The following is a 23,823-nucleotide window of genomic DNA, read 5'->3' as shown; positions in this document are numbered from 1 at the left end:
CGACACGATGCCGGGAGCGTTCGAGGCATCCCGAAGGTTAAGCTGGCGCCCCAGGCCGCCCGACATGTTCGGGCAGCCGCCCTCCTGCCTCGAGAGTGGTCCCGGCATGGCCAAGCGCATCCTCCACGTCGTCACCAACGTGTCCCATTACGACGATCCCCGTCATCCGACGGGCCTGTGGCTCTCGGAGCTGACCCACGCGTATCGCGTCTTCGCCGGACAGGGGTTCGAGCAGCGCCTGGTGAGCCCCAGGGGTGGCGTCTCGCCCCTGGAGCCGCGCGCGCTGAAATGGCCGTTGGCGGACCGCTCGACGAGGCAGTGGCTGGCCGATCCCCGGAACCTGGCGCTGTTGAAGGACACCGCCAGGCCCGACGCGATCGACCCCGCGGAATTCCACGCCATCTATTTCACCGGTGGCCATGGAGTCATGTGGGACTTCCCGGATGACTCCGGGCTGCAGCGGATCACCCGCGACATCTTCGAACGCGGCGGCGTCGTGTCTGCGGTGTGCCACGGGTATTGCGGATTGCTCAACACCCGGTTGTCGGATGGCAGCCTGCTGGTGGCGGGGCGCCGGCTGACCGGCTATTCCTGGTCCGAGGAAGTGCTTGCCGGTGTCGCCAGGGACGTGCCCTACAACGCCGAGCAGGCGATGAAGGACCGCGGTGCGCTCTACGAAAAGGCCCTGCTGCCATTCGTCCCGAACGTGGTGCGCGATGGTCGGTTCGTGACGGGCCAGAATCCGGCTTCGGCGAAGGCCACCGCAAAGCAGGTCGCGGCATTGCTTTGACTCCCGGATCCAGCATCCGGCGCCCGAGGGAAAGGCTCGCCGCGACACTCACCGGCAGGAGGCATCGAAGAAGGTGCCGTCGTGCGCAGGCAAGCCGCATTGCCTGCTGGCGATGGCGGTTGCGCGTGCTGGACACGGGTGGATCGCGGCGCCTGCGCCGCGGCCCTGGTCAAACTCCGCGGCGTGCGCGCCTATCATGGCGACCTCCCATTGGCTCGCGGATCCCTCCATGCACGATTCCTCCGCCCCGCTGCGCGTGGCACTGGTCGGTTACGGCTTCGCCGGCAAGACTTTCCATGCGCCGCTGATCGGCAGCGTGCCCGGCCTGGTGCTGGGCACGGTGGTCTCGCGCGATGCCGGCAAGGTCCATGCCGACCTGCCCGGCGTCGACGTGGTCGCCGATGCGGCCGCTGCCTTCGCCGACCCGCGGCTGGACGCGGTGGTGATTGCCTCGCCCAACGACACGCATGCACCGCTGGCGCGTGCCGCGCTGGAGGCCGGCAAGCACGTGGTGGTCGACAAGCCCTTTGCGCTCGATCTGGCCCAGGCGCGCGGACTCGCCGCCCTCGCGGAACGCGAGCAACGGGTGCTGTCGGTGTTCCAGAATCGCCGCTGGGACAGCGATTTCCTCGGTGTGCGGCAGTTGATGGAAGCAGGCCGGCTGGGTCGGGTCACGCACTTCGAATCGCATATCGACCGCTTCCGCCCGCAGGTACGCGCGCGCTGGCGCGAACGGGCCGGTGCCGGCAGCGGGCTCTGGTATGACCTGGGGCCGCATCTGGTGGACCAGGCGCTGTGCCTGTTCGGCGTGCCCGATCGCGTCCTGGCCAGCCTCGCCACGCAGCGCGACGGTGGCGAAGTCACCGACTGGGCGCATGCCGTGCTCGAGTACGGCGAACGGCGGGTGATCCTGCACGCCAGCACGCTGGTGGCCGGCGGCACTCCCCGTTTCATCGTGCACGGTACGCAAGGCAGCGTGGTGAAACCGGAGATCGACCCGCAGGAAACGCAACTGCTCGCGGGCATGCGGCCGGGAGATGCGGGCTGGGGCGAGGACGCGGACGACCTGCTGCTCTACGACGGCAACGGCAACATCCAGCGGCTTGCCCCGCCCCGCGGCGACCAGGGCCGCTACTACGCCGCCTTCCGCGACGCCGTGCAAGGACACGGCTCCAACCCGGTCACGCCTGGGCAGGCCATTGCCGTGATGGCGGTGATCGAAGCGGCGATGGTGTCGGCCGCGCAAGGAAGAGCCGTCGCACCGGAGCTGGATGCGGCGGAACGTGATGCATGGCCAGGCCGATGAGCCGGCCATGGCGCACGGCGTAACGCCCTGCGCTGCCCTGCCGTCACGGGATCGGGTCCCGTGACGGCTTCTGCAGTCGGTCTACTCGAGCGCGGCGTCCAGTGTGACCGTTGCGTTCAGCACCTTGGACACGGGACAACCGGCTTTCGCCTTCGCGGCGATCGACTGGAAGGTCTGCTCGTCGATGCCCGGGATCCTTGCGCGGAGCACGAGGTGCGAGGCGTTGATCGCGAAACCTTCCGCCGCCTGTTCCAGCACGACGGTCGCATCCGTGCTCATCCGGTCGGCCGTGTAGCCGGCCTCCCCGAGCGCGAGCGACAAGGCCATGGTGAAGCACCCCGCATGCGCCGCGGCGATCAGTTCTTCCGGGTTGGTCCCGGGGATCCCCTCGAAACGGCTGCCGAATCCGTACGGGTAGGCCTTGAGCGCACCGCTTTGCGTGGAGATGCTTCCCTTGCCCTGCTTGAGGTTGCCTGTCCATGCGGCGGAACCGGTACGGTTGATCTTCATCGCGCGCTCCTCATCGTTGTCGTGTGCGGATTGACGTTGGACCCTGTCGCCGGTACGCGGGTCGGTCGCAATCTGGCATGACTCCAGGCATGTCAACGTGAAATGGGCTCAGTCCATATGCCTGCCCTTCGCACATCGTTTCCGCGGTCACATGCACCCGGCGGTCACGGCGATGGCCTGGCAGGAACGGATTGGCGCTGCGCCGCCACCCAGCGCGCGAAGTCGTCCGGCGACAGCGGTGGCGAAAACAGGTAGCCCTGGTACAGGTCGCAGTCGTGCCGGCGCAGGAACTCCCTTTGCGCCGGCGTTTCTATGCCTTCGGCAACGACCGTCAGTTTCAGTGTCTTGCCGATGTTGATGATGGTCTGCGCGAGGGACTCGGACCTGGCGTTGTCGCCGATGCCCTGGACGAAGCTCTTGTCGATCTTGAGTTCCCCGACGGGGAACCGGTGCAGGTAGTTCAGCGACGAATAGCCCGTGCCGAAGTCGTCGATGGCGAGCATCACGCCCAGCGCATGGATTTCATCGATGGACGTCCGGATATCGTCGGCGGCCTCGTCGAACATGACGCGCTCGGTCATCTCCAGGATGAGGTCTGCCGGGGCAAGGCCGTGGTCTGCCAGCGTCCGGGCGACGAAGCCGGGATAGTCCGGCCGTTTGAGGTCCATGGCGCAGACGTTCACCGCGATGTTCGGTACCGCCAGGCCCCCGGCCCGCCATGCGGCAAGCTGGCGGCAGGCCTCGCCGAGCACCCAGGCGTCCAGCTCCACGATCAACCCGCTCTCTTCCGCGATCGGGATGAAATAGTCCGGCGGAATGGAGTCCATCCTGTCGTTGCGCCAGCGGACCAGCGCCTCGGCTCCGTGCAGCCGGCCTGTCGCGTCGACCTTGGGCTGGTAGGCGACGCTGAGCGTCCTGGCCTTGAGGTCGTGCTGCAGGGCGATCTCGAGATCGAGGTGTTCCCTGGCCTTGCGCTCGTACTCGGGCGCATAGAAGTGGATGCGATTGCGCCCGCTGCGCTTGGCCTGGTACATCGCCATGTCCGCGTTGCGCAGCAGGACGTCGGTGTTCTCCCCGTCGGACGGATACATCGCGATGCCGATGCTGGCGCTGATCGTGATGCTGGTGTCCTGTTCCGAATCGAGGGCGACGGGCTGGCGGATCGCCTGCAGGATGCGCCCGGCGACATGCATCGCCTTCAGCACGTCGCAGTCCTGCAGGATGGCAAGGAACTCGTCGCCGCCGAGGCGACTGACCGAATCGCCGGCGTGGAGCTGTTCGCGCAGGCGCCCCGCGATCTCGCGCAGCACTTCGTCGCCGACGGCATGGCCCTGCGTGTCGTTCACGCGCTTGAAACGGTCCAGGTCGATGAACAGCGTCGCGAAGCTCGAGGCATCCTGCTTCGCGTGCGCGAGCGCGCGACGCGCCTCCCGCTGCAGCTGCGTGCGGTTGGGCAGGCCCGTCAGGGAATCGAACCAGGCCAGCTCCCGCAGCTGGCGTTCCATTTCGAGCCTTCGGCGCAGCAGACCGGCGAACATCAGCGACAACCCGATGGAAAGCACGTCGATCACGATCGTCACGGCACCGATGGCGATCGCGCGCCGGTGCCACCCGGCATAGATGTCCCCGGTCGACAGGCCGACCACGACGACCAGCGGGTACCTGCCGATGCGCTTGAAGCTGTACAGGCGCCTGACGTGGTCGAGCACCGCGATGTCGACGTAGCTGCCCTGGTCCGAGCGGACCAGCGGGGGGAACGAGTGGCCGCCGGCCAGCGTGCTGCCCACGTCGCCGGGGTGGTACGGCTGACGCATCAGGACCGAGCCGTCGGTGCGCAGCAGCGTGATCGTTCCATGCCGGCCGAGGATCGCGTCCTTGAACATCTCGTGGAAGTACTTGAGGCGAAGCGAGCCGGCGACGATGCCGGCGAACTGGCCGTCCTGCCCGTCGAGCCGCAGGCTCAGCGCGATGGTCGGTTGCCCGGCATCGTCGCCCCTCGACAGGAAGGGCCTGCTCAGATACAGGCCGGCGCCCTTGTCCCGTTGCTGGACCTGGAAGTAATCCCGGTCGCCCACGTTGAGCCTGCGCGGCACGGGCGAGCGCGAGTCGAGGATGAAATTGCCCGCCGCATCGGTCGCGAACATCGCACCAAGCTGCCTGGCGCCCCGGGTCGTGCCGAATGCGACGAGCTGCCGGACATCCGCGGGGAGACGCTGGAGTTCGGGCGTCTGGATGCTGATCGCCACCTCGCGCATGGCAAGCTGGAATACGTCGAGATTGCGCTCGGTTTCCTTCTCCAGGGAGTCGGCAAGGTTCTCCGCGGCGTCGCGTGCCTGCGACATCGCGTCCCGCCGCATCTGGTAGAGCGACAAGGCCATCACGCCCGTGGTGGCGAGCGTGATCGCGATCCCCGCGATCACGAAAAGGACCGGTGCCCCGAGGAATGGACGTCTGACTCGCACTGCGCTACACCCTTGATCCTGATGCCTGACGTCGCAAGGCCGGGCGGGGATTGAAGTGAGCCCGTTGCCATGCTCGGGGTGCGGCCGGACCGGTGCCGTGTTCCCGGCGGATGGCCGGCACGCCCGTGCCGGTCGGTATCCGCTTCAGCACGGAACGATCTGGCCGCCGCCCGGCCGGGACTGCTTCATGGCCCCTCGGCCAGATTACGGGAAATTCCCGCCCGCGGCGCGTGCTTCAGGCATTCCGCCGTCGCCTCATGCCGCCGCCTGGGCGTCGGCCTGCCGCGCGATCGGCAGGGCGTACTGCGCCGCCTCTTCCAGCAGGCCGGCCACGGCATCGACATGCGGGCATGCCGACAGGTCGGACGCGCTCGGGGCCAGCAGCCCTGGAAGGCACAGGACGATGATGCGTGCTGCGGGCATGCGCTGGCGCAGCTCCACGGCGAGCGCGTCAACGCGCTCCCGCATGGCCTCCGGCGCGGTGTCCACCAGATAGATCAAGGCGACGGCACCCGGCGTGAGCTCCGGGTGCGGCTCGTCGTCGAAACTGTGGAGGTCGTCGGGTGACAGGTGGCGCGCGTCGACATTCAGGCCGAGCAGGACGCGCGTCAGCAGTTCCGTGGTCAGGTCGTCGTAGTCCGTGCCCATGCTCATGCACAGCGCGATCGAACCGGCGGGCACCGCCAGCGGCCCCTGCCAGCGCCCGCGCGCCTGCTCGCGGCGCTGGCGCAGCTGGCGCCCGATGTTTTCCCCGCTCAGTACGCCTTGGGGACGCTTCCGCCACGCGCGCGTCCGCCCTTCCCCGCCCAGCGTCCCGATCACCGTGACGATGGTTTCGCGCAGGACCCGCAGCTGTTCGGCACGGATCACCCCGCGCTCCAGGTCCATGCGGCCGAACTGCAGAGCCGGCAGCACGATGGTGTCGCAATAGGCGCCGAAGGTCCTGCGCTTCAGGTAACGGCGTGCGTCGTCCAGGATCTCCTGGGCGTCGCCGGAAAGCGCCCGCTGGTAGAGCCGCTGCGGCATCGTCAGGGCGGGCGCGTCGCCGAGCAGGATGGTCAGCAGGTCCAGCGCTTTCACGTGCCGCCCCGCCACCACCAGGCACAAGGTCAACGGCGTGGACATCACCAGTCCCACCGGCCCCCACAGCCAGCTCCAGAAGATCGCGGACACCACCACCGCCAATGGCGACAGCCCGGTGGTGTGCCCGTAGAGCAAGGGCTCGATCACCTGGGACACGACCAGTTCCACCGTGGCGAACAGGATGCCCGTCATCACCACCAGCGACCAGTCCGGCCCTACCGCCGCCGCGAACAGCATCGTCAGCGCGGCGACCAGCCACACCCCCACGTAGGGCACGAACCGCAGGATCGCGGCCAGTGCGCCCCACAGCAGCGCGTTGGGCAGCCCGATCAGCCACAGGCCGGCACCGATCGCCACGCCGACGCCCGTGTTGACCGAAAACGTCGAGATGAAGAACCGTGACAGGCGCTCCGCCGCGTCGTTGATGGCCATGGTGGTGGCACGCAGGTCGGCGCCGCCCGCCAGGCGGATGAAGCGGTCGCGCAACGACTCCTGTTCCAGCAGGACGAAGGCCAGCACCACCAGCACGATGCCGCCCGTCTGCAGCGGTACCCACGCCACCGTGAGCAGGTGCGACAGCACGCCCAGCGACGCACTCGACATCGCCGCCGGCACCGTGGCCGGGGATGACGCGGGGCCGGGGACGGTCGCGACGGCAGCCGCCTGCCCCGGGACGACGGGCTCCGCCGCCGGCTCGATGACGCGCCCCAGCTCGCCCTGCATGCTTTCGAAGCGGTCGATGGTCAGGCCGCGCAAGGTCTGCATCTTGGCGTGGATGGTGGACTGGTACTGCGGCAGGCTGCGGGCCAGGTGCGTCGCCTGCGAGCCCAGCACCAGGGCCATGCCAAGCGTGATGGCCAGGGTGGCGAGCACGACCAGGAGCACGGAAAAGCCATGGCCTAGCCCCAGCCGCAGGCAGAACCGCACCCAGGGACTCAGCAGTGCGCCGAGGAACAGGGCCAGCATCACGGGCACCAGCACTTCGCGCCCGAAGTAAAGCAGGGCCAGCATGGCGGCCGTTGCCAGGATTCCCGTTGCCTGCAGCCTGGGTGCGGCAGCCTCGTTCGTCGACATCGTTGCCCCCGTCTGGCTGGAGCCAAGAGCTTAGCCTCAGCCTGTGCCGTTTGCTCCGGCCGCGCACCTGCACACGTACGGAAGAGTCATGGTGCCTGTCCCCGCCGATCGTCGCACGCTGGTACGGCTGCGTCGCCGGACCGCGATCCGGCCTCGGCGGATGCCGGCGGCAGGCCAAGCTTCCCGCGGATGGCCTCCCGTGCAGCCTGGTGGATCGCGGGCCAGTTGCGTCGCCCCGATTCCAGCGCGACCTGCCGCGGATCGATGTGCGTGAGGATCACGCTCGCGTCATCCGTCGTACGGGCATCCCCGGGTATGAAGAGGACGGCCACGTCGCCGCTGTAGGAAGACGAACGATCCACCCTGCCCTGCGGCGTGAGGCGGGCATGCAATGGCTTGGACGCGTAATGCCCATGGAGCTGGTCCGCCACGCGAAGCTCGTGAAAATCGCTGCGATGCAACCGATAGCGGAAATAGCAGGAGACGCGCGGGCTGCGCCGCAGTGCGTCGAGATCGATCGTGTCGAGCGGCATGCCGGTTGCCCTCCGATCCGCCTGTGGGGTTGGCTCAAGATCCCTGCGGGCTCACGCGGGGAATCTGCCACACCGTGACTTCATTTGCTTCCCGGGTGCCCCGGCAACGAAGCGTTGCCGCCACTCCACCACCGCAGGGCCCGGACACCCGTGACGACTGGCCACCCGGCCGACCGTACCGTCCCCCGCAAGAAAATTCATCGTTGCCGTGTCTGCCGTCAGGCAATATCTTCGGCGTCTTGTGCTTGTCATGAGGCACCTGCGACAGCCGGTGCCGGAAATCTGTCAGGTCGTGATCCGGCCCTGAACCTGCAGCCGTGCGCAATGCGTCCACGCGGCGCCGTCGTCCGGGGTCGAACCACATGGGGTGGCGCTGAGTCCGTCTCTCGCCAGGTTCAAGCGGTCACGCCGCTTGGCGGAACAATGCGTGAGGAGAGTACGGGTTCGCCATGGTTGTCCTGCCGTTTGTCCGCATGCCTGTGGCGCAAGCCCTGCGATTCTCCGTGCCGGCGGCCGCCATGCTGCTTGCGGCTTGCGCGGTGGGCCCGAACTTCAAGGCGCCGGCGCCGCCCGCCGTCAGCGGCTACACCCCGCATCCGGTCGTGGCGACGGCCGCCACGCCGGGCGTGGCCGGCGGTTCGGCCCAGCATTTCGAAGCGGGCGCCGACATTCCCGGCGAGTGGTGGACGCTGTTCCACTCCGCGCCGCTCGACGCGCTGATCCGGCAGGCGCTGGCGCACAACCCCGACCTGAAGGCCGCGCAGGCCGCCTTGCGCGTGGCGCACGAGGACATGCTGGCGCAGCGCGGCGCCTTCCTGCCCAGCGTGTCGGCGAACCTGACGGCCAGCCGCCAGCGCCAGGCCGGCTCGCTGGCGCCGGTGCCCGATTCCAATGCCTTCCTGTACAACCTGTACACGCCGCAGCTCTCGGTTTCCTATACGCCCGACGTGTTCGGCGCGAACCGGCGCTCGGCCGAGTCGCTGCAGGCGCAGGAGCAGTCCGCCCGCTTCCAGATGATCGCGACCTGGAACACGCTGGCCTCCAACGTGGCGGTGGCGGCGATCCAGCTGGCCGCGTTGCAGGCGCAGGTCGACGCCACGCGGCAACTGGTCGACGAGAACACGAAGATGCTCGACATCCTGCGCTACCAGTTCGCCAAGGGCTACGCCAGCCGAGTCGACCTGGCCGCGCAGGAATCGCAACTGGCGCAGACCGAGGCCACGCTGCCGCCGCTGGAGAAGCAACTGGCGCAACAGCGCGACCTGCTGGCGGTGCTGACGGGCCGTTTCCCCTCGCAGACGGCGGATGACCAGATCACGCTGGACAGCCTGCACTTGCCCGAGGCCCTGCCGCTTTCCCTGCCTTCGGCCCTGGTGGCGCAGCGGCCGGACGTGCAGCAGGCGCAGGCCAACCTGCACGCGGCCAGCGCCGCGGTCGGCGTGGCCACGGCGGCGCGCCTGCCCAGCCTCACGCTGACCGCCGACACCGGCAGCACGGCGCTGCAGTTCTCGAAACTGTTCACCGGCGGCACCGGCTTCTGGGACATGGCGGCGGGCATCACCGCGCCGCTCTTCGAGGGCGGCACCCTGCTGCACCAGCAGCGCGCGGCGAAGGCGGCCTTCGTCGAGGCCGACGAGCAATACCGCAGCACCGTGCTGGCGGCGTTCCAGAACGTCGCCGACACCCTGGTCGCGCTGGAGCAGGATGCGAAGGCGCTGCAGTCCGCGGCGAAGGCCGAGCAGGCCGCGAAGCTGACGCTGGACCTCGCCGGGCAGCAGCTCAAGGACGGCTACGCCAGCAACCTGCAATGGCTGACCGCCGAACAGACCTGGCAGCAGGCACGCATCGCCCTCGTGCAGGCCCAGGCCGACCGATTCGCCGACACCGCCGCGCTGTACCAGGCGCTGGGTGGCGGCTGGTGGCACCACTCCGATCTGAGCACGCAGTGACGATGAACAAACCCGCCCCGCCCTTCCCCGCCTCCACGCGCCATGGCGTCGCGTTCGTGCTCCTGCTCGCGACCGCCGCGCTCGGCGCCTGCTCGTCCGGCACGGACGCGCCGGAGTCCGCCGCCACGACGCCGCACAACGTGAGCCTGACCCAGGCGCAGCAGCAAGGCATCCATCTGTACACGGTCGAGCCCTCGTCCTACCAGACCGTGGTCAATACCTCCGGCGTGGTGGATTTCGACCACAACCGCTCGACCGACGTGCTCGCGCCGATCTCGGGCCCGGTCGCCAAGCTGCTGGTGGCGCTGGGCCAGACGGTGAAGCAGGGCGAGGCGCTGGCGCTGGTGGATTCGCCCGACTTCGCCGCCGCGATCGACACGTACCGCAAGAACCTCGCCGCGGCCAGGGCCGCCGACCAGATCGCCGCGACCGACCGCGACCTCTACGCACACCAGGCGGTGTCGCAGCGCGAATACGCGCAGGCGCAATCCGACGCGGCCGGCGCCGATTCCGATCGCGACGCCGCGTTGCAGGCGCTGGTCGGGCTGCACGTCGATGCGAAGACCATCGCCGACATCCAGGCCGGCCGGCCGGTCAGCGGCGGCGCGGGCGTGATCCGCGCCCCGATCGCCGGCACCGTGGTCGCCAAGTCGATCACGCCGGGGCAACTGCTGGCGGCGGGCAGCACCGACTGCTTCACCATCGCCGACACCTCGAAGATGTGGGTGATGGCGCAACTGTTCGACCGCGAGTTCGGCGCGGTGAAGGTGGGCGATGCCGCCGAGGTGGCAACCGGCGACGGCGGCAGGCCCGTCGCCGGCAAGGTCGGCAACGTCGGCGCGGTGATCGATCCGAACACGCGTTCGGTGACCGCGCGCGTCGCGGTCGACAACCCCGATGGCGCGTTGAAGCAGCAGATGTACGTGTCGGTGCGGATCCGCTCGCACGACGCGCGGACGGGCATCCTGGTCCCGGTGTCGGCGGTGTTGCGCGACGACGAGAACCTGCCGTTCGTCTACGTGGTCGCGCAGGACGGCAGCTATGCGCGCACGCCCGTGACGCTGGGCGAGCGGATCGACGACCGCTACCTGATCCCGCAGGGCCTGCACGCCGGCGACAAGGTGGTGGTGGACGGCGCGATCTTCCTCAATTTCATCCAGACCCAATGATCGCCGCCCCGCCACCCGAACCGTCGAAGCGCGACGCTTCGCTCATCAACCGCATCGTCGCGTTCGCGCTGCAGCAGCGGCTGCTGATCGTGCTGCTGTCCTGCGCGCTCACGGTCGCCGGCATCTGGGCCTACGACTCGCTGCCGATGGACGCGTACCCCGACCTGTCGCCGCCGATGGCGGAGATCATCACGCAGTGGCCGGGCCATTCGGCGGAGGAAGTCGAGCGCCTGATCACGGTGCCGGTGGAGCTGGGGATGAACGCGATCCCCGGCCTGGAGACCAAGCGCTCGATCTCGCTGTACGGGCTGTCCGACGTCACCCTCACCTACGCCAACGGCGTCGACGACTATTTCGCGCAGCAGCAGGTGTACAACCGCCTGCCCGGCATCACCCTGCCCAGCGGCGTCACGCCCTCGCTCTCGCCGATGTCGCCGCCGTCCGGCCTGGTCTACCGCTACGTGCTGCAGAGCTCCGACCGTTCGCCGATGGAGCTGAAGACGCTGGAGGACTGGGTGATCGCGCCGCAGTACCGCTCGGTGCCCGGCGTCGCCGACGACTCCGCGTTCGGCGGCGGCAACATGCAGTACCAGGTGCTGCTCGACCCGGTGAAGGTCGCCGCGCTCGGCCTCAGCGTGACGCAGGTCGAAGCCTCGCTGACCGCCAACAACAGCAACGCCGGCGGCGGCTTCTACCAGCAGGGCGGCCAGTTCTTCTACGTGCGCGGGCTCGGGCGGATGACGACGCTGGAGGACATCGGCAACGTGGTGCTGACCGTGCACAACGGCACGCCGGTGCTGGTGAAGGACGTCGGCAAGGTCGGCATCGGCATCGCGCCGCGCCTGGGCGAGTTCGGCTACATGGGCCAGGACGATGCGGTCGAGGGCGTGATCCTGACCCTGACCGGGGCGAAGACGCAGAACGTCCTGCAGCGGGTCGAGGCCAAGACCCGGGAACTCAACGACGAGATCCTGCCGAAGGACGTCAAGATCCATCCGTACTACGACCTCACCGACCTGATCCAGCAGACCAAGGAAGTGGTGCGGCACAACCTGCTGGTCGGCATGCTGCTGGTGATCGCGGTGCTGGTGTTCTTCCTGTACGACCTGCGCGCCGGCCTGATCGTCGCGGTCACCATCCCGCTGGCCCTGATGTTCGCGTTCTGCGGGCTGCACCTGCAGGGCGCCTCGGCGAACCTGCTGTCGATCGGCGCGGTGGACTTCGGCATCCTGGTGGATGCCGCGGTGGTGATGGTGGAGAACATCTACCGCCAGCTCGCGCTGCGCCAGGGCAGCCCGCTGGACATCGGCGGCGTCATCCGCGACGCGGCGGCCGAGGTCGACCGCCCGCTGTTCTACGCGGTGGGCGTCATCGTGGCCGGTTTCCTGCCGATCTACGTGCTGAGCGGGCCGTCCGGCACGCTGTTCAAGCCGATGGCCGACACCATGATCTTCGCGATCGTCGGCTCGCTGATCGTCACCCTGACCCTGCTGCCGGTGCTGTGCGCCTGGTTCATGCGCAAGGGCGTGCGCGAGCGCCGCAACGCGATCTTCGAGGCCATCAAGGCGCGCTACGCGAAGTGGCTGGATACCTGCCTGGCGCACCCGTGGCGCATCACGGTGGCCTCGGTGGTGGTGCTTGGCCTGTCGCTGCTGCTGGTGCCCTTCATGGGCGCGGAGTTCATGCCGCAGCTCGACGAAGGCGCGCTGTGGGTGCGCGCGACCATGCCCTACACGATCTCGTTCGACGAGGCCGCGAAGATCTCGCCGCAGATCCGCGAGGTGCTGCGCTCCTTCCCGGTGGTCACCACGGTGGCTTCCGAACTGGCGCGCCCCGACGACGGCACCGACTCCACCGGCTTCTTCAACGACGAATTCTTCGTCGGCTTGAAGCCGTATTCGGAATGGCACGGCGCCTACCGCGACAAGCAGGCGCTGATCGCCGCGATCGACGCCAAGCTGCAGAAATTCCCCGGCATCCAGTTCAACTACACCCAGCCTGCCGAGGACGCGGTGGATGAGGCCGAGACCGGCCTGAAGAGCGCGCTGGCGGTGAAGGTGTACGGCTCGGACCTGCGCACGCTGCAGGCGAAGGGCAAGCAGATCAAGGCGGCGATGGAGAAGGTGCGCGGCATCAGCGACGTGACCCTGGTGCACGAGCTGGGCCAGCCCAACCTCGCGATCAGGATCGACCGCGCCAAGACCGCGCGCTACGGCATCAACGTCGACGATATCAACAACCTGATCAATGCCGCGGTCGGCGGCGACGTCGCCACCGAGGTGGTCCAGGGCGAGAAGCAGTTCGACCTGGTGGTGCGCCTGCTGCCGCAGTACCGCGACAACCCGCAGCAGATCGGCGACATCCCGGTCGCGACGCCTGGCGGCCAGCAGATCCCTCTCAAGGAATTCGCCAGCATCACGGTCGAGAACGGCGCCTCCTTCATCTACCGCGAGAACGATTCGCGCTACATCGGCGTGCAGTTCTCGGTGCAGGGCCGCGACCTCGCCGGCGCGGTGGAGGACGCGATGGCGCAGGTCGGCAAGCAGGTGAAGCTGCCGCAGGGCTACCGTCTCGACTGGGGCGGCGAATACAAGGAATACACCGCCTCGCACCGCCAGCTCACCATCGTGCTGCCGCTCACGCTGGCGGTGATCTTCCTGCTGCTGTTCGCGCTGTACGGCAACTTCAAGTTCCCGCTGATCACCGTGCTGGGCGTGCTGCTGTCGGCGCCGGTCGGCGGCATCGTCGCGCTGTGGCTCACCCACACGCCGTTCTCGGTGTCGTCCGGCATCGGCTTCCTGGCGCTGTTCGGCGTCTCGGTGCAGACCGCGGTGGTCTACATCTCCTACGTCAACGAGCTGCGGCTGGGCGGCACGCCGATCGCCGAGGCCATCCGTGAAGGCGCGATCCTGCGCCTGCGCCCGATCATGATGACCGCGCTGGTGGCCGCGCTGGGCCTGCTGCCGGCCGCCGTCGCGGCCGGCGTCGGCACCGACACGCAGAAGCCGTTCGCGCTGGTGATCGTCAGCGGCCTGTTCACGCGGCTGGCGATCAGCATCTTCCTGATGCCCGCGCTGTACGGCCTGGTGGCGCGCAAGGACGACCGGCTGCAGGTATGACCTGACGGACCGGGACTGCCCCGGCGTGCCGATGCTCGGCCGCGTCCCGAACGAGAACGCGAGGTCGATCGTCACCGCATCGGGCATCCGTTCCTTGAGCATGGCCGCCAGGCAATCGGTGGGCACGATGTCGAAACCGGCGCCGGGGCACAGCAGCACGCCCTGCGCTTTCGCCTGCGCGTCGAGTCCGTGGCACAGCTCGAGCACCGGGATCTCGCCGGTGATGTCCACATAGTGCGCGCCGGCTCCGAGGCAGGCCCCGACCAGCGGCCTGGAATCGAAGAGAAAGTTGACGCGACGGCGATGTGTCGAATGCGGTGCGCCAATCCAGGGCACAGGCGTTGGTTGCCGAGGCCCGTCTTTCGATGGGCGAGATCGCCATGCACTGGGGTTCAGCGATCTGTCCTCGTTTTCGCAGGCCTACAAACGATGGACGGGGACGGCACCAAGTCTTGCGCAGAAGAAGCCCAGGCGCTGACTTGGGGGCGAAAGCGGCCTGCCCTCGATGATCCGGCGCGTGGCGCCGTCCCGGAAACGGGTTCGCCGCGGCCCTGCCCTGCAACGCGCGCCCGTCACGCTGTGCGGCGTTGATTCCGGCCTGATGCGGCGGCAGCCCCAAGGGGGCTGGTCGATCGGCTTCCTGCCCGTCAGTCCTGCGAAGGCAGGACAAAAGCTGGCCATGCGAGCGTTGAACAGCCGAAGGCTGGTCCCGCAGGGGCGGGCGTAGCGAGTCATCCGGTGCCTTTGCGTTCAATGCCCCAGACGCGCTGGACCCGGCCTGAGCGGCCTTCGGCTGCTGAAAAACGCCTCGCGGGACGACGGGCAAAAGCAGTGCATTCCTAATGCTCCCTTGCCGCGGGTGCCGGGACGGCGAAACTGCCCCGGCGGCTTTCCCATTCGGCCAGCCAACCATCGACAGCGTCCGCAGGCATCGGCTTGGCGACGAGATAGCCCTGGATCATGTCGCAGCCAAGTGCCCGCAGCAGGTCCAGGTCCTCACGGTCCTCCACGCCTTCGGCAACCGTGCGCAGGCCCAAGTCACGGGCCAGGCCAAGACTGGCCTCAAGGATGGCGCGCAAGGACGCGTTGTGGCTGGCCCCATGGACAAAGCCGCGATCTATCTTCAGTTCGTCGAATGGCAGGTCGCGCAATTGGGCCAGCGAGGAGTAGCCGGTGCCGAAGTCGTCGATGGAAAGCTTGACCTGCTTGAGGCGCAACCTGCTCAGCACGTCCAGTTGTACCTGGGGATCGTCCATCAGCTGGGTCTCGGTGATCTCCAGGACGAGATGGTGCATAGGCACGCCCGCGATGTGCGCCTGCTCCAGCAGCATTTCGGGATAGTCGAGCGAAGAGACACTGCCCAATGGCGCGTTCACGGCCAGATTGAACCGGTGGCCGGCATCGAGCCATTGCCGCAGATCGCGCAATGCCCCACGGATCACCTCGACGCCCAAGGAGTTCACCAGCCCGTGCTCCTCGGACATCGGTATGAAGCGGGAGGGCATCACCAGGCCATCCCGCGGGTGCTGCCAGCGCACGAGCACTTCGAGGCCAGCCACCCTGCCGGTCGCCAGTTCCACTTTCGGCTGATAGTAGTTGCGCAATTCCCCGTGGCGGATGGCACGCTGGAGTTCGGCCGGCGCATAGAGCGGAGCCGGAGCGGCCGAATCCGATGCGGGAGCCACCGGACTGGCCGCGACCAGTACTTGAAGCAGCGACTCCGTGGTTACCGGCTTGCCCAGCGTGCCCAGCACATGCAGGCCATGCGCACGGGCCAACTGCTCCACGGCCTGCCGCGTCCGCGGGTTTTCACCGCTGACGAGCACCAGGCTGCCGGCATACGAGAGGCGCACGAGATGGCGGACGAATTCCACGCCATCCATCCCTGGCATCTGCAAATCGCAGAAGACCATCCCTATCTCCCTGTCCCGCTCCAGCAGATCCAGGGCGGCTTGCCCGCTGCTGTGACAGATCATCTCCGTTTGCAGCCCCACCGTGCGCAACTGGAGGGAAAGCAGCTTCAGGATAAAGGGGTCATCGTCCAGCAGAAGGGTTTTCATCGCTGTTCCATCCGGAAACATTCGAATTTGCATCCAGGCGGGCCTCCAGCTGGCGCAGCTGTTCCCGCAGTTTCAGCAGCAGCTCCCCGGCTGCTGCCTCGAAGTTCGCGACGGCCCCTGCAGTGACCGTCCTGTCACCGAGCAGCGAACTGTTCTCCAGCTCGGCGCAAATGTCACCAACCTGGAGCGCGCCGACGCTGCGCGACGAGGATTTGAGCCGATGCGCCATCGCCCCGACCTCGCCGAAATCGTTCCCCGCAGCGGCTTTCTGGATGACGGCCATTCCTGCGGTCAACGCATCGAGGAAGTCCTTGAGCAACACATGCAGCATGGCCGGCTCGTTGCCGATCAGGCTCTTGAGCACATTGATGTCCAATGCCGGCCGCTCCTGCGCAGTCCCGGCATGCCGGGGTTCGGCATCCTGCAAACCCTCATTGGCCATGGGTGGCGGCAACCATCGTTCCAGCGCCGCGCGCAACGCGGGCAGCTGCAACGGCTTGGTCAGGTAATCGTCCATTCCCGCTGCGCGTGCGCGGCTTGCCTCGCCGCGCAGGGCGTTGGCCGTCAGGGCAATGATCGGGGCATGGCTCTGCGGCGCTTCCTCGAGGCGGATGGCGGCAGCCAGCCCGTAGCCATCCAGCGCCGGCATGTGCAGATCGGTGAGCAGCATCGCATAACGGCCACGGCGCCAGAGCTCCAGCGCTTCGCGTCCGTTCCTGGCCAGCTCGGCCGAATAGCCAAGCAGGTTCAACTGCCGCAACAGCACTTTCTGGTTGGTGATGTCGTCCTCCGCCACCAGGATCAATTGGCCGCATGCACGCGCCTGGGTGATGGTGGGCGCGCTGGCCTCCGGCTCCGGCTGGCTGGAGGAACGCCACTGCTCGGTGGCAGGCGAGGCCAGCCCCGCCGCGGCAGCCGCGGCGTGCAACAGCGAACGCCGGCGCAGCAGGTTGCCGTCCATCGTCACCACGCCGGCGCTGACCAGGCGCGCCACGCGGCGACGGCCCTTCGACACCAGCAGGTGGTGCACGTTCGGCTGGGCATCGAACCGGCCCAGCCATGCCGTGCGGTCCACCTCGTCAATGCCGCCATGCACGAGCACTACCGGCTCGGTCGCGCGGGCACAGATCCGTACTGCATCCTCGCCGTCCGTGACCACGGTCACCTGAGCTCCCGCGTACTCGAGATAACTGCGCAGGTCGTCCGCACGGGCGTTGCGGCCATCGACAACGACGTACTGCACGCCCGACAGATCGGGAATGGCCGGCGCGCCAGCAGCGGCCACGGCTTCGAAGGGCAGATGGACGGTAAAGGTCGTGCCGACGCCCGGGGTGCTGTCGACGAGGATTTCGCCCTGCATCAAATCGACCAGGCGCTTGCAGATGGCGAGGCCGAGACCGGTGCCACCGAAGCGCCGGGTGGTCGAGACCTCGGCCTGACGGAACGACTCGAACAGGTGGGCGCGTGCCTCCGGGAAAATGCCGATGCCGTTGTCGCTGACCGTGAAGGCGACCTGCAAGGGGTGTTGGCGACCCACTTCCACGCGGATGTCGACACGCCCTCGCCGCACCTGTTCGCCGCTGCTGAACTTGATGGCGTTGCCCACCAGGTTGTACATGATCTGGCGCAGGCGCACCGGGTCGGCCAGCACCTGGGCCGGCCCCTCGGGGGAGACGAACACGAACAGGTCCACGCCCTTGCGGTCGGCCAGCGCGCTCAGCGTGTCGCAGACGCCCTCGGCCGTGTCGCACAGGCTGGTCGGCGTGAGCTCCAGCTCGAGCTTGCCGGCCTCGATCTTGGAGAAATCCAGCAGATCGTCGATCAGGTGCAGGAGTGCAAACGCGGATTCCTGCACCGTCCGCACGGCATCGGTCTGGTACTCGGACAACTGGCTGTGCGCCAGCACATCGACCATGCCCACGATGCCGTTCATGGGCGTGCGGATCTCGTGGCTCATCGTGGCCAGGAAAGCCGATTTCGCCTCGTTGGCGATTTCCGCCTGCTGCTTGGCGGCAGCCAGTTGCCGCTCCATGGCCTGACGCTGGCGGATCTCCTCTTCGAGCCGTTCGTTGACCGCGGAAAGGGCGATATTCGCCTCGCGCAACTCCTCCTCCGAACGCCGCAATTCGTTGTTGCGCTGGATGGCCGCCTCGTAGGTGGACAGCAGCAGGTTGAGGATCTGCAGGCGATTGGACGTGATGAAGTGGCTGCGTCCGTTGAAGCTGATCTCGACGCCCATTTCGGCGCGATCGGACTGGCGAAGCCGGCGATGGAACAGCACGAAGTTCACGCGGTTGAGCAGGAACGTATCGTCGTAGGGTTTCAGGATGAAGCTGTCGGCGCCCGCTTCGAGCCCGCTGAGGACGTCCTCCGGATTGCTTAGCGTGGTGACCAGCAGGAACGGCACGTCACTCAGGCCGGGGTCCGACTTGAATGCGCGGCAAAGGCCGTAGCCGTCCATTTCCGGCATGACGATGTCGCTGATGACCAGGTCCGGCTTGCGCTGCCTTGCCTCGGCCAGGGCCAGCCGGCCGTTCTGGCAGAGGGTCACCCGGTAACCCTGCTGCTCGAGCAGATACTGCAGGCTGAGGGCCTGGGTGGAGCTGTCTTCGGCGACCAGGATCTCGACAGCGTCGCGGCCACGGGCTGGCATGCTGTTCACGGGAGTGCCTTGGAGTGGGAATGGGGCTGGACGATGCGTTGCAGGGCCTCGCCGATCCTCTCTAGCGGCAGGACCTGGCTGGCAGCTCCCAGCGCCACGGCTTCGCCAGGCATGCCGTAGACCACCGAAGTCGCCTTGTCCTGCACGAGGGTGGTCGCGCCCGAGCCATGCATGGCCAGCAGGCCCTGGGCCCCATCCTTCCCCATGCCCGTCAGCAGGATGCCCACGGCGTTGGGCCCGCAATGCCTGGCGATCGAGTGGAACAGGAGGTCCACGGCGGGCCGGAGCCCGTGCAGCGGTGGCGTCGTTTCCAGTCGCAGCCGGCGATGCTCGCCCACCGTCAGGTGGAAGTCGTCAGGCGCCAGGTAGACCTGGCCCGGGCGCGCCTCGATGCCGTGCGCCGCGATCTGCACCCGCACGGCCGTGGTTTGTCCCAGCCATTCCGACAGACCGGGCAGGAATCCGGCGCTGATGTGCTGGACCACCACGATCGGCACGGGGAAATCCTTGTCCAGCCGCTGCAGGATCGCCTGCAGCGCCGGCGGCCCCCCGGTGGATGCACCGATGCCCACGAAGCGGATGCGGCTGGACGGCGGTGGCGGCTGCGGGGCCCGGACCTGGGGCTTGCGGGACCACCGTCGCACCACCTTCACCTCCGACATCAGGCGCAGGGTCTGCAGCAGCTCCCGGCCAAGACGCACGGCATCCGGATGACTGCCTCCGGCCGGCTTTTCCACCAGGGCCACGGCGCCTGCATCGTAGGCGTGGAAGGCCGTCGCCGCGGCATGGACGTCGGTGACTGCCGAACACATCACGATGGGAACCGGCCGGGACTCCATGATGCGGCGCGTGGCCTCGAATCCGTCCATGCCATCCATCTGGATGTCCATCAGTACCACGTCCGGCGGATCCGCCTGCACGAAGGCCACCGCCTGCCCGCCTCCCCCGACGGCGCCAGCCACGCGCAACGCCGGATCCTGTTCGATCAGATGCACCAGCAGCATCCTGATGGCTTCCGAGTCGTCCACGACGAGGACGCCGATGCGGGGCCCGCTCACGAGGATTCCCGGGCACCGGCCAACCGGCGCACCGCCTCCAGCAATTCACGTTGGTCGAAGCTGCCCTTGGCGATATAGGCATTTGCGCCCACGTCGATGCCGCGCTCGCGATCCTCGCGTCGGGACAATGCGGTGACCAGCACGACCGGGAGATCGGCGAGCTTGTGGTCGGCGCGGATGCGGGAGGTCAGGTCAAAGCCGTTCAGCCGCGGCATCTCGATGTCGGAAACCAGCAAGTCGAACATCTCGCTGCGCAATGCCGTGAATGCCTCGATGCCATCGGCCACGGCCTTCACCTTGCAGCCGGCGGATTCCAGGATGCCCTTCAACAGCAGCCGGGAGGTGATCGAATCCTCGGCAAGCAGCACCCGCTGCGCGAGCGGCCTGCCGGCTTCCTGTGCCTCCGGCCGTGCCGTCGCCTGCCCGTCAACATGCCTGGCGGACTTGAGCAGGTCGGCCACGTTGAGAATAGGCACCGGCTTGCCCGAGGCCAGCACGGTGGCTCCGGCGACATTGCGCACGCGCACCAGCGGTCGCCGCAGGCGCTTGACCAGGATTTCCCCCTCGTGCAACACCTCGTCGACAGCCACGGCCATACGCTGGGAGCCTGCGCCCAGGAGCACGACGGTCATGGGATCGGCCACCGAATGAGCGGCCGGCATCTCGAGCAACTGGTGCAAACGGACGAGCGCGACGACCTGCCCGTCGATCGCCAGCGTCTCGCGCTGGCCAACGGTCTTCGAACTGGCGCGCGGCACGCGAATCACGCGTTCGACGTGCGCGCCGGGCAGGACAAACATCTGGCTGCCCGTCTCCACGAACAGGCCGCGCAGCATGGCCATGCTCTGTGGCAGCAGCATCCGGAAGCGCGCGCCGCATGGCTCGCGGTTCTCCACCTCGACCCGCCCGCCCAGCCGTTCAACCTGCTCGCGCACGATGGCAAGTCCCAGGCCACGTCCGGAAATCTCGGTGATGATCGGGCTGGTGGACACGTCGGAACGGAAGGCCAGTTCCAGCGCCTGCCCATCGTCGAGTTCCGCGGCGGCGGCCTCGCCCAGCACGCCGGCGCGCAGCGCCGCCTCGCGCAGCCGCCGCGGATCGAGGCCGGCACCGTCGTCCGTGATTTCAATACCTATCTGGTTGCCGTGCAGCAAACGGGCATCCACCTGCAGGGTTGCACGAGGCGGTTTGCCGGCGGCTTGCCGTTCCGCCGGCAGCTCGATGCCGTGGTCCAGCGCATTGCGCACCAGATGCACCAGCGGATCGCGCAGTAGCTCGACCATGCGCTTGTCCAGTTGCACATCCTCGCCCGAGATCCGCAGGTCGACCCGTTTGTCCTGGTCACGCGCGAGGTCGCGCACCAGTTTTGGCAAGGTCTCGGACAGCGCCGAGAACGGCAGCATCAGCAAGGCCTTCGAATCGTCCAGCAGCTCGTCGATCTGCTTGCCGGCGAAATGGCTGTCGCGCGCGGCCGATCGCGCGATGGCGCGGACGTCTCCTTCCAGGGCACGCTGGTAACCGTAATTCCATTCCAGGAATTCCAGCAGCCTGGTCAACGCTTCCAGCTCGGGCCGCGCGCCGGGATCGCTCGTGGCGACCAGGCTCCGCAACCGGCGCAGGGCCGGCTGCGCCGCCAGCCAGTGCTTGAACCATGGGCCAAGGCGCGACTCCAGCAGCCGCAGCTCCTCGGCGCGCTCGGCCCCGGCCTGTTTGACCGTCAGCAGTTCCTCCGCTGCGAGCAAGACCCGGTCCAGGCGCGGCGTCTGGATGCGGACCGTGCTGGCCACCTCCCGCACCGGCACCACAGCGGGATCAGGCACGACAGTCGGCTGATCGGCGGCCTCCCTGGTGGGAGACCCGGTCCCGGGCAAGCCCTCCGGTTCGCATCCGGCGGCGGCCTCGCTGCTGGCGACCGCCTCCAGTCGGGCCACCATCGCGGCAACGGCACCCGGCGCGGGGGCGGGTGCCGAGCCGGCGCCCGCCTCCACATCGGCACCCAGCATGTCGTAAGCACGGTGCAGCACATCGAAATCGTCGGCCAACAGCACGCGGCCGCGCCGTTTGCACTGCGCGAAGATTTCCTCCAGCGTCTGGCACAGCGTTTCTGTCTGTGGAAAACCTGCTGCGCGCGCCGCCCCCTTGAGGCTGTGCGTGTGCCGGAAGACGGCCTCCACGTGCCGCTCGCGTTCGGCAGGCGAGCCATCCTTTTCCAGCGCCACCAGGCCAGTACCGACGGCAAGCAGGTGATCGCGCGCCTCCGCCACGAAGACGGCTCGCAGGCGTTGCAGGAATGCGGCGTCGCGTTCGCTCATTGCCGGCTAGAGGCGATAGCCGGCAGCAATCTGCTTTAGCTTCTCGCCAAGCAGCTTGATACCGTGCGCCGCCGTTTCCATCTGCTTGGCGCTGTCCACGTTCTGGTTGCTCGCCAGCTTGATGCTTTCCATCGCCGTGGCCACCTGGTCCACGCCGACCAGTTGCTGCTGACTGGACGCCGCGATCTGCACGGCCGCCTGGGAAGCTTCGCTGACGCTGCCGGTGAGCGCCTGGATGGACTGGCCCGCCTGCGTGGACTGCCGCACGCCTTCGGCCACGGCATGGCTGCCCTGCTCGGTCGCCAGCACCGCAGCGCTGGTGGCCTGCTGGATATCGCCGAGGATGCTGCGCACCTGCGCGGTAGCCTGGCGCGACTGCTCGGCCAGGCTCTTGACCTCCTGCGCGACCACGGCAAAGCCCTTGCCGTGCTCGCCGGCCTTGGCCGCTTCGATCGAGGCGTTCACGGCCAGCAGCTTGGACTGCCCGGTCAGGTCATCGACGGTGGCCACGATCTGGCCAACCGCCTGGCTCTGCTCGCTGAGCCGCACCATGCTTTCGGCGATCAGCTCCATCTGCTGCTGGATGCGCGCCATCCCGGCCGTGGCGTCGTCGGTAGCCTTGCGTCCTTCCTCCGAGATCGAGGCCACTCGCAGGGCCGAATCGGAGACCGCGCGGGCCTTCTCGCTGGACATCTGCGCCGTCTGCCGGACTTCTTCCACCGTGGTCGTGGTTTCGCTGACGGCGACGGCGGTCTGGGTGGCGCTGGCGGCGAGCTCGCTGGTCGAGGTCGAAATTTCGCTCGCCGAGCTGCTCAGCACATTGATCCCTTCGTGGATGTTCGCAGTCAGGTTGCGCAGGTTGTGGATCATCGACGCGAACGCCTTGCCAAGCACGTCGTGCTCGGATTGCGGCTCGATGCTGACGCGCAGGTCGCCCTCGGAGATGCTGTGCGCGATCCCGGCCATCTGCCGCAGCGAGCGGCTCATGCGCCCGAAGGCCTGGTGCAGCAGTCCGACTTCGTCGCTGCGGCCCAACGAAAGTTCTTCGGAAGGAAGATCGCCGATCGCGATCCGTTCGGCTGCAGCCGTAAGCGAACGCAACGGGCCGGCGATGGTATGGGTCAGCCACCAGCCGATCAGCATGGCCAGCAGCAACGCCAGCACGCCCACCATGGCGAACGTGCTGCGGGCGCTTGCGGCCTGCTGGGTGCCGAGAGCCAAGGCCCGGTCGGAAAGTTTTTCGGCAAGATCCCGCATGGCGAGGTAACGGCTGTTCTGTTCCCCGAGCGAGGCGGCGCGCGCCGCCTCGACCTGCCCCTTGCGCAGCAGGGTGAGGACCTGGCCATCGCGGACCTGCCCGTACACCGCATACTGCTCGGCGAACTGGGAGATCATTGCCGCCAGCTCCGGATCCATCTGCGTGAGGCTGTGCATGCCTTGCAGATACGTGGCTGCCGACTTGCCGTTTTTTGCAGCCTCGTCGAACAGATTGCTGCGCGTGGTCGCATCGTCAATGGACAGGAGTGTCAGGACGATGGCGCGATCATCGTTGAGGGACGCCTCCAGCGCGTTCGCCTGGACCGCCACGTTGCGGCTTTGCGTGATTTCCTCCATGGCGTGCTGGGCCATGCCGCCCAGCAGCACGAGCAACGCTACGATGAGCCCGAGTCCCAGCACCATCTTGGTGCCGGTCTTGAGGTTGTTGAACCCGTTCATGGCAGCCCCCTGTTGATGCC

At 67.9% G+C, this 23,823-nt stretch carries 14 protein-coding genes; 5 read left to right on the top strand and 9 right to left on the bottom strand.

The features are described 5' to 3' along the window. Window positions 1-106 precede the first annotated feature (106 nt). Both IHE47_RS12445 and IHE47_RS12440 read left to right on the top strand, forming a co-directional pair. Window positions 107-790 carry a type 1 glutamine amidotransferase domain-containing protein gene (locus tag IHE47_RS12445; RefSeq protein ID WP_192106259.1) on the top strand — a complete coding sequence of 228 codons (684 nt, stop codon included), beginning with the start codon at window positions 107-109 and terminating at the stop codon, window positions 788-790. A gap of 229 nt (window positions 791-1,019) precedes the next feature. Next, window positions 1,020-2,096 carry an oxidoreductase gene (locus IHE47_RS12440; protein ID WP_192106257.1) on the top strand — a complete coding sequence of 359 codons (1,077 nt, stop codon included), beginning with the start codon at window positions 1,020-1,022 and terminating at the stop codon, window positions 2,094-2,096. 81 nt (window positions 2,097-2,177) lie between these two features. On the opposite strand, the gene IHE47_RS12435 is transcribed toward IHE47_RS12440, so the two are convergent. The 4 genes from IHE47_RS12435 to IHE47_RS12420 form a co-directional block, all read right to left on the bottom strand. Further along, window positions 2,178-2,606 (bottom strand): OsmC family protein, encoded by a 429-nt coding sequence (locus IHE47_RS12435; RefSeq protein ID WP_192106256.1) that lies wholly within the window; start codon window positions 2,604-2,606, stop codon window positions 2,178-2,180. A gap of 164 nt (window positions 2,607-2,770) precedes the next feature. Continuing rightward, on the bottom strand, window positions 2,771-5,026 hold the full coding sequence (locus IHE47_RS17985) for an EAL domain-containing protein (protein WP_192106254.1): 2,256 nt from the start codon (window positions 5,024-5,026) through the stop codon (window positions 2,771-2,773). A gap of 297 nt (window positions 5,027-5,323) precedes the next feature. After that, window positions 5,324-7,225 (bottom strand): AI-2E family transporter, encoded by a 1,902-nt coding sequence (locus IHE47_RS12425; protein ID WP_192106252.1) that lies wholly within the window; start codon window positions 7,223-7,225, stop codon window positions 5,324-5,326. An 86-nt stretch (window positions 7,226-7,311) separates the two neighbouring features. Further along, window positions 7,312-7,758, bottom strand: coding sequence for a hypothetical protein (locus IHE47_RS12420; RefSeq protein ID WP_192106250.1), 447 nt, complete (start codon window positions 7,756-7,758; stop codon window positions 7,312-7,314). Window positions 7,759-8,276: 518 nt separating this feature from the next. Here IHE47_RS12420 and IHE47_RS12415 point away from each other — a divergent pair. Genes IHE47_RS12415 through IHE47_RS12405 form a run of 3 tightly spaced genes read left to right on the top strand, consistent with a single transcriptional unit; the run spans window position 8,277 to window position 13,995 of the window. Continuing rightward, on the top strand, window positions 8,277-9,707 hold the full coding sequence (locus IHE47_RS12415; RefSeq protein WP_255523496.1) for an efflux transporter outer membrane subunit: 1,431 nt from the start codon (window positions 8,277-8,279) through the stop codon (window positions 9,705-9,707). 2 nt (window positions 9,708-9,709) lie between these two features. Continuing rightward, the gene (locus tag IHE47_RS12410) at window positions 9,710-10,876 is read left to right on the top strand and encodes an efflux RND transporter periplasmic adaptor subunit (RefSeq protein WP_192106246.1); all 1,167 of its coding nucleotides are present in this window, start codon (window positions 9,710-9,712) and stop codon (window positions 10,874-10,876) included. Beyond that, on the top strand, window positions 10,873-13,995 hold the full coding sequence (locus IHE47_RS12405; RefSeq protein ID WP_225561852.1) for a CusA/CzcA family heavy metal efflux RND transporter: 3,123 nt from the start codon (window positions 10,873-10,875) through the stop codon (window positions 13,993-13,995). Before IHE47_RS12410 ends, IHE47_RS12405 begins: the two co-directional genes overlap by 4 nt. A gap of 839 nt (window positions 13,996-14,834) precedes the next feature. Here the strand turns inward: IHE47_RS12405 and IHE47_RS12400 are convergent. The 5 genes from IHE47_RS12400 to IHE47_RS12380 are packed head-to-tail and all read right to left on the bottom strand — an operon-like array spanning window position 14,835 to window position 23,803. Further along, window positions 14,835-16,055 (bottom strand): EAL domain-containing response regulator, encoded by a 1,221-nt coding sequence (locus IHE47_RS12400; RefSeq protein ID WP_192106244.1) that lies wholly within the window; start codon window positions 16,053-16,055, stop codon window positions 14,835-14,837. Continuing rightward, window positions 16,030-18,708 carry a response regulator gene (locus IHE47_RS12395; protein ID WP_225561906.1) on the bottom strand — a complete coding sequence of 893 codons (2,679 nt, stop codon included), beginning with the start codon at window positions 18,706-18,708 and terminating at the stop codon, window positions 16,030-16,032. The genes IHE47_RS12400 and IHE47_RS12395 overlap by 26 nt, the downstream gene beginning before the upstream one ends. Before the next feature lie 5 nt (window positions 18,709-18,713). Continuing rightward, window positions 18,714-19,775: a chemotaxis-specific protein-glutamate methyltransferase CheB gene (gene cheB, locus IHE47_RS12390; RefSeq protein ID WP_192106240.1), complete on the bottom strand. Its 1,062-nt coding sequence runs from the start codon at window positions 19,773-19,775 to the stop codon at window positions 18,714-18,716. Then, complete coding sequence (locus tag IHE47_RS12385) at window positions 19,772-22,087, bottom strand: response regulator (RefSeq protein WP_192106238.1); 2,316 nt, start codon at window positions 22,085-22,087, stop codon at window positions 19,772-19,774. The genes cheB and IHE47_RS12385 overlap by 4 nt, the downstream gene beginning before the upstream one ends. Before the next feature lie 6 nt (window positions 22,088-22,093). Continuing rightward, on the bottom strand, window positions 22,094-23,803 hold the full coding sequence (locus tag IHE47_RS12380) for a methyl-accepting chemotaxis protein (RefSeq protein WP_225561850.1): 1,710 nt from the start codon (window positions 23,801-23,803) through the stop codon (window positions 22,094-22,096). Between the last annotated feature and the right edge of the window lie 20 nt (window positions 23,804-23,823).

The sequence above is a fragment of the Rhodanobacter sp. DHB23 genome (assembly GCF_014842975.1).
Taxonomy (GTDB): Bacteria; Pseudomonadota; Gammaproteobacteria; order Xanthomonadales; family Rhodanobacteraceae; genus Rhodanobacter_A.
The sequence above is the reverse complement of the archived record's forward strand: the minus strand, read 5'-3'. Positions and strand labels throughout refer to the sequence as shown.

Bases quoted from the DNA above. Each gene is read 5' to 3' on its own strand.
- IHE47_RS12405 (WP_225561852.1), top strand. From the start codon at position 10,873: ATGATCGCCGCCCCGCCACCCGAACCGTCGAAGCGCGACGCTTCGCTC.
- IHE47_RS12410 (WP_192106246.1), top strand. From the start codon at position 9,710: ATGAACAAACCCGCCCCGCCCTTCCCCGCCTCCACGCGCCATGGCGTC.
- IHE47_RS12380 (WP_225561850.1), bottom strand. From the start codon at position 23,803: ATGAACGGGTTCAACAACCTCAAGACCGGCACCAAGATGGTGCTGGGA.
- IHE47_RS12435 (WP_192106256.1), bottom strand. From the start codon at position 2,606: ATGAAGATCAACCGTACCGGTTCCGCCGCATGGACAGGCAACCTCAAG.
- IHE47_RS12445 (WP_192106259.1), top strand. From the start codon at position 107: ATGGCCAAGCGCATCCTCCACGTCGTCACCAACGTGTCCCATTACGAC.
- IHE47_RS12385 (WP_192106238.1), bottom strand. From the start codon at position 22,087: ATGAGCGAACGCGACGCCGCATTCCTGCAACGCCTGCGAGCCGTCTTC.
- IHE47_RS12400 (WP_192106244.1), bottom strand. From the start codon at position 16,055: ATGAAAACCCTTCTGCTGGACGATGACCCCTTTATCCTGAAGCTGCTT.
- IHE47_RS12420 (WP_192106250.1), bottom strand. From the start codon at position 7,758: ATGCCGCTCGACACGATCGATCTCGACGCACTGCGGCGCAGCCCGCGC.
- IHE47_RS12425 (WP_192106252.1), bottom strand. From the start codon at position 7,225: ATGTCGACGAACGAGGCTGCCGCACCCAGGCTGCAGGCAACGGGAATC.
- IHE47_RS12415 (WP_255523496.1), top strand. From the start codon at position 8,277: ATGCTGCTTGCGGCTTGCGCGGTGGGCCCGAACTTCAAGGCGCCGGCG.
- IHE47_RS12395 (WP_225561906.1), bottom strand. From the start codon at position 18,708: ATGCCAGCCCGTGGCCGCGACGCTGTCGAGATCCTGGTCGCCGAAGAC.
- IHE47_RS12440 (WP_192106257.1), top strand. From the start codon at position 1,020: ATGCACGATTCCTCCGCCCCGCTGCGCGTGGCACTGGTCGGTTACGGC.